This is a genomic window from Burkholderia sp. Se-20378, assembly GCF_017104665.1.
GTDB classification, from domain to species: domain Bacteria; phylum Pseudomonadota; class Gammaproteobacteria; order Burkholderiales; family Burkholderiaceae; genus Burkholderia; species Burkholderia lata.
On sequence record NZ_JAAGPG010000383.1, the window covers coordinates 1 to 8,213 of the forward strand.

Below are 8,213 nucleotides of genomic sequence, written 5' to 3' on the forward strand. Positions count from 1 at the left end.
TCCGGTGCTGGTCCGGCATGAAGCGCCGGATCCCGCGCCGGCCAGCCGAACCCGCAGCGTCCGTCACGCCCGCGCGCTGCTGCACCGCGAGCTCGCCCGCGTGAAACGGCGCTGTGTCGAGTTCCCAGCCCGGTACGACGGCGGTCGGGGTGTTCATCACGTTCTCCCTGAGCAGGCGCGGCTTCGGTGTGCGTTATGCGGCGAGCAGGCCCACGCGCGTCGTCGGCATCGCGACGAAGCCCGGCAGCGCCTCGATGCGCGCCAGCCACGCACGCACGTGCGGACACGGCTCGAGCGACACGCCGCCCTCCGGCGCGTGTGCGATGTACGAGTACGCGGCGATATCGGCGATCGTCGGCTGTGCGCCGGCGGCAAACGGCTTGCCGGCCAGCTCGTGGTCGATCACGTCGAGCACCTTCGCGGCCGTGCGCTTGGCGGCCTCCTGGTCGAGCTTCGCGCCGAACACGGTCACGAGCCGCGCGGCGGCCGGCCCCGATGCGATCGGCCCGGCCGCATACGACAGCCAGCGCTGCACGACTGCCGCGCCGGCCGGGTCGTCGGGCAGCCAGTGCGCGTCGCCATAGCGCTTCGCGAGGTACACGAGGATCGCGTTCGAATCGGCGATCACCGTGCCGCCATCGTCGATCACGGGCACCTGCCCGAGCGGATTGAGCGCGAGGAACGCCGGTTCGCGCTGTGCGCCGGCGGCGAGATCGACGTCGACGGTCTCGGACGCCAGGCCGAGCAGCGACAGGAACAACCGGACGCGATGTGCGTGCCCCGAGAGCAGGAACGAATAGACACGAATCGGCGAAGCAGGCTTGCTGGCGGCAGACATGGAAACTCTCCGGAATCTCGCGCCGCCGGGGATCGGCGACGAACAACCGCAGCGTAGCGCTCGCCGTTCGTCACCAGAAGACGGATAATCGAGGAAACATTATCCTTTTCCATAGGACAATCGACGATGGCCGATCTGCGTGACGTGAACCTGAACCGGCTGGCGATCTTCGTCGCGGTGGTCGACGCCGGCTCACTGACGGCCGCGGCCGAGCGGCTCGGCCTGGCGAAGACGGTCGTCAGCACGCACATGCAGCGCCTCGAATCCGAGGTCGGTGCGAACCTGCTGGTGCGCACGACGCGGCGGCTGAGCGTGACCGATGCGGGGCGGGCGTTCTACGACGCGTGCCGCGACATCATGCGTGCCACCGAAAGCGCGCTCGACGCGGTGTCGTCCGACGCGGGGCCGCTGCGCGGCACGCTGCGCGTGAGCGTGCCGATCGACTACGGCGCGCTGGTCGTCGCGCCTGCCGTCGTCGCGTTGCGCGACCGGCATCCGGGGCTCGACGTCGAACTCGTCGCGAACGACCGTGTGGTCGATCTCGTCGCGGACAACCTCGACGTCGCGATCCGCATCGGCCGCCTCGCCGATTCGAACTATCGGGCGGTGCAGCTCGGCACGTACGAGAAATGGCTGGTCGCGAGCCCCGCGTTCGTCGCGCGCCACGGGCGGCCGCAAGATCCGGATGCGCTCGGCGCGCTGCCGTTCGTGATGCTGTCGACGCTGCCGCGCCCGCATACGGTCGAACTCGAAGACGTGAACGGCGGCACCGCTTCCGTGCGCTGTGTCGCGCAGGTCGTGTCGAACACCGCCACCGCGTGCCGCGCGATCGTGCTCGCGGGCGGCGGCTTCGGGCTGCTGACGGATTTCTCGACCGCCGACGACGTCGCGGCCGGGCGGCTCGTGCGGCTGCTGCCCGCGTGGCGCTCGGCGCCGGCCGGGATTCACGCGGTGTATCCGTCGACGCGGCTGCCTTCGCCGAAAGTGCGGGCGTTCGTCGAAGCGATGAAGGCGAGGATCGGGGAGACGGCGGGAGCGCCAACAGCGAAGCGTTCACGCCCTGCTTAGCCAAAGAAGACGTCGCAGCGGAACGAGGAAACATCTCTTCATGCACGTAGCATGATCCGGCATCCATGACGGCAAGTTCCGCTTCGCCGCTGCCATGGTTCGACGCCAGTCTCGCCAGGCAGCAAGCCCGTCACATGAACTTGACGTAGCACGCCTTCTTCTCGACCTGTTCGCGCTTGAATCCGCTGTCGGCCATGCACGCTTCGTACTCATCGGGCAGCGGCTTCAGATTGAAGATCCGCTGGTCAAACCCGGTGGGCAGGCCATGATCCAGTTCGTCCTGCGCCTCTTCGCAAGTTGCCTTCGCCAGGCTGAGCTTCACGGGCTCACCGGTAATGACGTTGCGGATCTTTTCATATTCCCCGCTCTTGCACGCTGCAATGGCGTCCTTGAGGTGTCGCGTGTAGATCGCATCGCGGCATCGATCCCCTTCCTGGTCCCGGTTCTTGAACTTCGCCGCGAAAGTCTGCGACTTCCACACGGTTTCAGAAGTCGTTGACTCGCTGAACGGCCAGCAGCCGCAGCCCGTCAGCCCCAGGACGGAAACAGCCATTCCCGCCGACGTCATGCGGCGCAACCATCGGTTTCGTGCTTGCATAGATTCCTTGTTATCGATTAGCGGCCATGCCTGATCGCGGGCAACCGGCCCCGTGCCCGCGCATCTACCCCGCCTCCCGCAACGTCCCCAGCAGCACCTTCCTGCAACTCGCGACCATCTGCGCCTCCGGATCGCGATATTCGGTGAGCAGCCACGCCGCGCCGACGTTCGTCATCGCGCCGACGAGCGCGAGCCCGATCAGCCGCTGCTCGGTGCGCTCCGCGGGCGTCGCCGCTTCACGCGGCGCGCCGATCGCCATGATCAGCTTGCCGAAGTCGATCAGCATGCGCTGGTAGGTCATGTCGGTGTCCGCGCTCACGCCCATCACCTCGAGCAGCAGCACGCGCGCCGCGCACGGGTCGCGCAGGAACGCGAAGAACGCGGCGAGCCCCGCATCGACGCTCTCGCGCAGATCGCCGCCGCGCTCGGCCACTGCCCGCCCGACCGCGTCGTGCAGCTGCTGCGCGTGATGCAGGTAGGTGCAGCGCAGCAAATCCTCGGTGCTCTCGAACGCCGCATAAAAATAGCGATCGTTCAGCTTCGCTTCCTGGCAGATCGACCGCACGGTCGCCTTGCGGAACCCGACCGTGCCGAACACGCGCGTCGCCGCGCGGATCAGTGCGTCGCGCCGCTCCGCGGCCCGCACCTCGGGCGCCACGCCGCCATACGACCGGCCCTTCTTTTCCGTTTCGAGTGCTTTCTCCATTCCGCTATTTGACATCAGGACACCCGAAAACTAAAGTGGTGACGAACAACACCACATTAGACGCGCCGCCGGCGCAGTGCAAGCGGAACGGGAGGAGCAACGGATGAACGGGTTTTCCGGCAAGGTCGCCGCGATCACGGGCGCCGGTTCGGGCATGGGCCGCAGCCTCGCGGTCGAGCTCGCGCGGCGCGGCTGCGAGGTCGCGCTGAGCGACGTCAACGACGTCGGGCTCGCCGGCACGGCGGCCGCCTGCGCGCAGCAAGGCGTGCGCGTGAGCACGCGGCGGCTCGACGTGTCCGACCGCGATGCGATGTTCGCGTGGGCCGATTTCGTGCGTGCCGAGCACGGCAAGGTCAACCTGGTCTTCAACAATGCGGGCGTGTCGCTGGCCGCCAGCGCCGAGACCGCGCGCATCGCCGATCTCGAATGGATCGTCGGCATCAACTTCTGGGGCGTCGTGCACGGCACGCAGGCGTTCCTGCCGCATCTGCGCGCATCGGGCGACGGGCACATCGTCAACACGTCGAGCCTGTTCGGCCTCGTCGCGATGCCGACGCAAAGCGCGTACAACGCGACCAAGTTCGCGGTGCGCGGCTTCACCGAGGCGCTGCGGATGGAGCTCGAACTCGACGGCGCGCCGGTGAGCGCGACCTGCGTGCATCCGGGCGGCGTCGCGACGAGCATCGTCGACGCAGGCCGGGTCGATACCAGCATCCATGCACTCACGGGCCAGGACGAAGCGACCCATCGCCGCCAGGCTAACCGCCTGATCAACGCGACGACGGCCGACGACGCCGCACGGCAGATCCTCGCGGGTGTCGAGCGCAATGCGCGGCGCGTGCTCGTCGGCGCCGATGCGCGCCGGCTCGACCGGATCGCGCGCCTGCTCGGCGCCGGCTACCAGTGGCTGATGCTGCGCCACGTACGCCGCGCCCGTGCCCGCAACCTCGAACGCGCGCACGCCCCGGCCGCGCTCCCGCCCACGCCGACCAAGGACCCCGCATGACCTCGACGACGACCGACCGGCGCGCCGCGCCGCCCGCCCCCGACGCCCGTGGCGACAGTTACGACCTCGACGTGCTGATCGTCGGCGCCGGCCTGTCCGGCATCGGCGCGGCCTATCACCTGAAGCAGCGCTGCCCGTATGCCAGCGTGGCGATCGTCGAGGCGCGCGACGCGATCGGCGGCACCTGGGACCTGTTCCGCTATCCGGGCGTCCGTTCGGATTCCGACATGTTCACGCTCGGCTACAGCTTCCGGCCGTGGCACAGCGACAAGGCGATCTCGGACGGCCAGACGATCCTCGACTACATCCGCGACACCGCACGCGCATACGACATCGACAAGACGATCCGCTACGGCCAGAAGGTGGTGGCGGCCGACTGGGATTCGAACCGCGCGCGCTGGACGGTACGCATCGAGCGCACGCGCGACGGTGCGACCGACACGCTCGTCTACACCTGCCGCTTCCTGTTCATGTGCAGCGGCTACTACGACTACGACGCCGGCTACCTGCCCGACTGGGCGGGAATGGACACGTTCGAAGGCAAGCTGGTGCATCCGCAGCACTGGCCGAAGGACCTGTCGTACGCGAACCGGCGCGTCGTGGTGATCGGCAGCGGCGCGACGGCCGTCACGCTCGTGCCGTCGATGGCGGCCGATGCCCAGCACGTGACGATGCTGCAGCGCTCGCCCACCTACATCGTGTCGCTGCCCGCCCGCGACAAGATCGCGAACGCGCTGCGCCGCGTGCTGCCGTCGCGGCTCGCGCACCGGCTCGTGCGCGTGAAGAACGTCCTGCTGACGATGTACCTGTACAACGTGTCGCGCCGCAAGCCCGACCGGACGAAGCAGTTCATCATCCGCGCGGCCAGCAAGCAGGTCGGCCCCGGCTTCGACGTCGCGAAGCACCTGACGCCGCGCTACATGCCGTGGGACCAGCGCGTGTGCCTCGTGCCGAACGGCGACCTGTTCAAGTCGATCCGCTCGGGCCGCGCGTCGATCGTCACCGACGAGATCGAGCGCTTCACGCCGACCGGCCTCAAGTTGAAGAGTGGCCAGCAGCTCGACGCGGACGTCATCGTTACCGCAACAGGCCTGAAGGTGAAGATGCTCGGCGGCGCGCGCGTCACCGTCGACGGCCGCGCGGTCGACCTGCCGGACACCGTGTCGTACAAGGGGATGATGTACAGCGACGTACCGAACCTTGCTTCGTCGTTCGGCTACACGAATGCGTCGTGGACGCTGAAGGCCGAGCTGATCGCGCGCTATGTGTGCCGGCTGCTCAACCACATGCGCGCGAACGGCTACGACACGTGCGTGCCGCGGCTCGGCACCGGCGATCCCGGCAACGTGCCGGCCGTCAACCTGAGCTCGGGCTACATCCAGCGCGCGGCCGGCATCCTGCCGAAGCAGGGGCACAGCAAGCCGTGGAAGTTCCACCAGAACTACGTGCTCGATCTCGCATCGCTGAAGTTCAGCGGACTCGCCGATTCGGCGATGCAGTTCGAACGCCGCGCGAAAGCCGGCCCGGCCGCCACGACGCCGGTTGCCGAACCCGCACTCGAAACCCGCTGAGGCCGACATGACCCATACGCTCCATCTGATCCAGAACGTGCTGCTCGGCGTCGTCGCGGTGCTCGCCGCGCTCGCGCTGTTTACCGGTTACGTGGCCCGCCGCGTGACGCGTGCGTTTCCGCCCGAAGGCCGCTTCGTCGACATCGGCGGCGACCGCATCCACTACGTCGAATACGGCAACGGCCCGCCGATCGTGTTCGTCCACGGGCTCGCAGGGCAACTGCGCAATTTCGCGTACCTTCCGCTCGCGCGGCTCGCGCAGCAGCATCGCGTGATCCTCATCGACCGGCCGGGCGCCGGCCGCTCGCTCCGCGGCGCGGGCTCGCAGGCGAACGTGTTTGCGCAGGCCCGCACGGTCGCCGCGTTCATCGACGCGCTGAAGCTCGACAAGCCGGTGCTGGTCGGCCACTCGCTCGGCGGCGCGATCGCGCTCGCAGTCGGCCTCAATCACGCGGACCGCGTGAGCCGCCTCGCGCTGATCGCGCCGCTGTCGCACGAGCAGAGCGAGCCGCCCGCGCCGTTCAAGCCGCTGATGCTGCCGTCGCCGCTGGTGCGCCGCTTCGTGTCGTGGACCTTCGCGATTCCGCTGACGATCCTGACCGGCCGCAAGGCCGTGCGCCAGGTGTTCGCGCCGGAAGACGTGCCGCGCGACTTCCCGGTCAAGGGCGGTGGACTGCTCGGGATGCGCCCGCACGTGTTCTATGCGACCGCGACCGACCTGCTGTCGGCCCCGGTCGACCTGCCCGCGATGGAGCGCCGCTACCCGGATCTCGCGCTGCCGGTCGACGTGCTGTACGGCCGCGCCGATCCGATCCTGAACTGGCGCGAGCACGGCGAAGCGCTCGCGAAGAAATCGGCGCGCGTGCGGCTGAAGGTGGTCGAGGGCGGGCACATGCTGCCGGTCACGATTCCGGAAGCCACGGCCGACTGGCTGCTCGAAGTCGCCGCCACGCCGGCCGAGGTGGCCGCGCCGTCGGCACGCATCGCGTAAGCCGCGACCGTGTAACCGGGCCTGATTCCGTGCCGTGCCGCCGGCGCTGCGGCGGAATCAGGCTTCGTCGTCGGGTACCGACAACCCGAGATCCGAGATCACCTCCCGCGCGCTGCGGAATGCCTCGACCGCGGCCGGCGCGCCTGCGTACAGCGCGCTGTGCAGCAACACCTCGCGGATCTCGACGAGGCTCGCGCCGTTGTTGAGCGCGCCGCGAATGTGACCCTTCAGTTCCGTGCTGCGGCCGAGCGCCGCCAGCATCGCGCACGTGCACAGGCTGCGCGTCTTCAGGTCGATCCCGCCCCGCTGCCACGTGCTGCCCCACGCGTGCTCGTTCAGCCAGTTCTGCAGCGGGCGCGAAAAGCCGTCGAGGTCGCGCATCGCGCGCTCGACGAACGCGTCGCCCATCACGTCGATGCGTCGCGCCTTGCCGTATTCCCTGTCCTGTTCGCTCATGTCGGTGTCCTGTGTGGAGTGGTGGTGGTTGCGGCGTCGTCGGCAGCCGGGGATGTCGCGCCATGTTCATCGGGCCGGCCCGTTTCGTCAAAGATGCGGCCCTCGGTTCGCGGCCGCCTGCGTCACGCGATATCGAACGCTACGTAACATCGCGCCGCGCGTTACGGCGGCTTACGGGAACATCGCTCCCGCCACGCCGGCGCACCGCGCGTGCCCGTCGCTCGAAACCGCCGGAACTCCGTTTAAATCGTGCGTATATTCCCGATTCCTGCAATAAAGCGCGACACCGTTTCGGGAAAGCTGTCGTGGCGCGGAATTTGCAGAGGAGGCTTGGACACACTTCCAATGTCGAGGCCAACATGCACAAACTCTTCAAGAAGACGACGGTAACGATGGCCGTCTCGTCGCTGCTCGCACTGTATGGTTGCGGCTCGGTCGACGGACCGACGACGCCGCCGACGATCAAGCCGAGCACGTCAGGGACGGGCGGCAGCTCGGGGACTTCGGGTTCTTCCGGGACGTCGGGTTCTTCAGGTACCTCGGGATCTTCCGGTACTTCGGGGACTACTTCCGGGACTTCGGGCACTTCGGGCACCTCCGGTACGTCGGGTACTTCCGGTACCTCGGGTACTTCCGGCACGTCGGGTACTTCCGGCACGTCGGGTACTTCCGGTACGTCGGGTACTTCCGGTACGTCGGGCACTTCCGGTACGTCGGGCACTTCCGGTACCTCGGGCACTTCCGGTACCTCGGGCACTTCCGGTACCTCGGGCACTTCCGGTACCTCGGGCACTTCCGGTACCTCGGGTACCTCGGGTACTTCCGGTACCTCGGGCACTTCGGGCACTTCCGTCACCTCGGGTCCGTCGAGCAGTGCGGGCAGATGCAGTCCGCGGTACAGTGACGCTCTGCGGTCTGAGTGAGACAACACCAGTCCAACCGAGAACTCGACACGTCACCTGTATGCATCAAACATAAC

8 protein-coding genes and 1 pseudogene are annotated in these 8,213 nt (G+C 68.1%); 5 read left to right on the forward strand and 4 right to left on the reverse strand.

Going from position 1 to position 8,213, the window contains the following annotated elements:
* Nucleotides 1-193: 193 nt before the first annotated feature.
* Nucleotides 194-838 (reverse strand): glutathione S-transferase family protein, encoded by a 645-nt coding sequence (locus tag G3N93_RS28825; RefSeq protein WP_206134489.1) that lies wholly within the window; start codon nt 836-838, stop codon nt 194-196.
* 126 nt (nt 839-964) lie between these two features.
* Between G3N93_RS28825 and G3N93_RS28830 the strand changes: the two genes are divergently transcribed.
* The gene (locus G3N93_RS28830) at nt 965-1,906 is read left to right on the forward strand and encodes a LysR family transcriptional regulator (protein ID WP_206134490.1); all 942 of its coding nucleotides are present in this window, start codon (nt 965-967) and stop codon (nt 1,904-1,906) included.
* Nucleotides 1,907-2,036: 130 nt separating this feature from the next.
* On the opposite strand, the gene G3N93_RS28835 is transcribed toward G3N93_RS28830, so the two are convergent.
* Both G3N93_RS28835 and G3N93_RS28840 read right to left on the reverse strand, forming a co-directional pair.
* Nucleotides 2,037-2,474 carry a hypothetical protein gene (locus G3N93_RS28835; RefSeq protein WP_241011616.1) on the reverse strand — a complete coding sequence of 146 codons (438 nt, stop codon included), beginning with the start codon at nt 2,472-2,474 and terminating at the stop codon, nt 2,037-2,039.
* Between the two features lie 94 nt (nt 2,475-2,568).
* On the reverse strand, nt 2,569-3,210 hold the full coding sequence (locus tag G3N93_RS28840) for a TetR/AcrR family transcriptional regulator (RefSeq protein ID WP_241011612.1): 642 nt from the start codon (nt 3,208-3,210) through the stop codon (nt 2,569-2,571).
* Nucleotides 3,211-3,313: 103 nt separating this feature from the next.
* Here G3N93_RS28840 and G3N93_RS28845 point away from each other — a divergent pair, with 103 nt between their 5' ends.
* From G3N93_RS28845 to G3N93_RS28855, 3 genes are read left to right on the forward strand one after another with little or no spacing between them, the layout of a single operon-like run.
* The gene (locus G3N93_RS28845; protein ID WP_206134491.1) at nt 3,314-4,216 is read left to right on the forward strand and encodes an SDR family oxidoreductase; all 903 of its coding nucleotides are present in this window, start codon (nt 3,314-3,316) and stop codon (nt 4,214-4,216) included.
* Nucleotides 4,213-5,787 (forward strand): NAD(P)/FAD-dependent oxidoreductase, encoded by a 1,575-nt coding sequence (locus G3N93_RS28850; RefSeq protein ID WP_206134492.1) that lies wholly within the window; start codon nt 4,213-4,215, stop codon nt 5,785-5,787. Before G3N93_RS28845 ends, G3N93_RS28850 begins: the two co-directional genes overlap by 4 nt.
* Nucleotides 5,788-5,794: 7 nt before the next feature.
* The gene (locus G3N93_RS28855) at nt 5,795-6,778 is read left to right on the forward strand and encodes an alpha/beta fold hydrolase (protein WP_206134493.1); all 984 of its coding nucleotides are present in this window, start codon (nt 5,795-5,797) and stop codon (nt 6,776-6,778) included.
* A gap of 57 nt (nt 6,779-6,835) precedes the next feature.
* Here the strand turns inward: G3N93_RS28855 and G3N93_RS28860 are convergent, their stop codons facing one another.
* Entirely contained in the window at nt 6,836-7,234 is a 399-nt protein-coding gene (locus G3N93_RS28860) for a carboxymuconolactone decarboxylase family protein (protein ID WP_206122583.1), read from the reverse strand.
* 359 nt (nt 7,235-7,593) lie between these two features.
* Between G3N93_RS28860 and G3N93_RS28865 the strand changes: the two are divergent.
* Nucleotides 7,594-8,115 (forward strand): annotated as a pseudogene (locus G3N93_RS28865) (hypothetical protein); the annotation flags it as partial.
* Between the last annotated feature and the right edge of the window lie 98 nt (nt 8,116-8,213).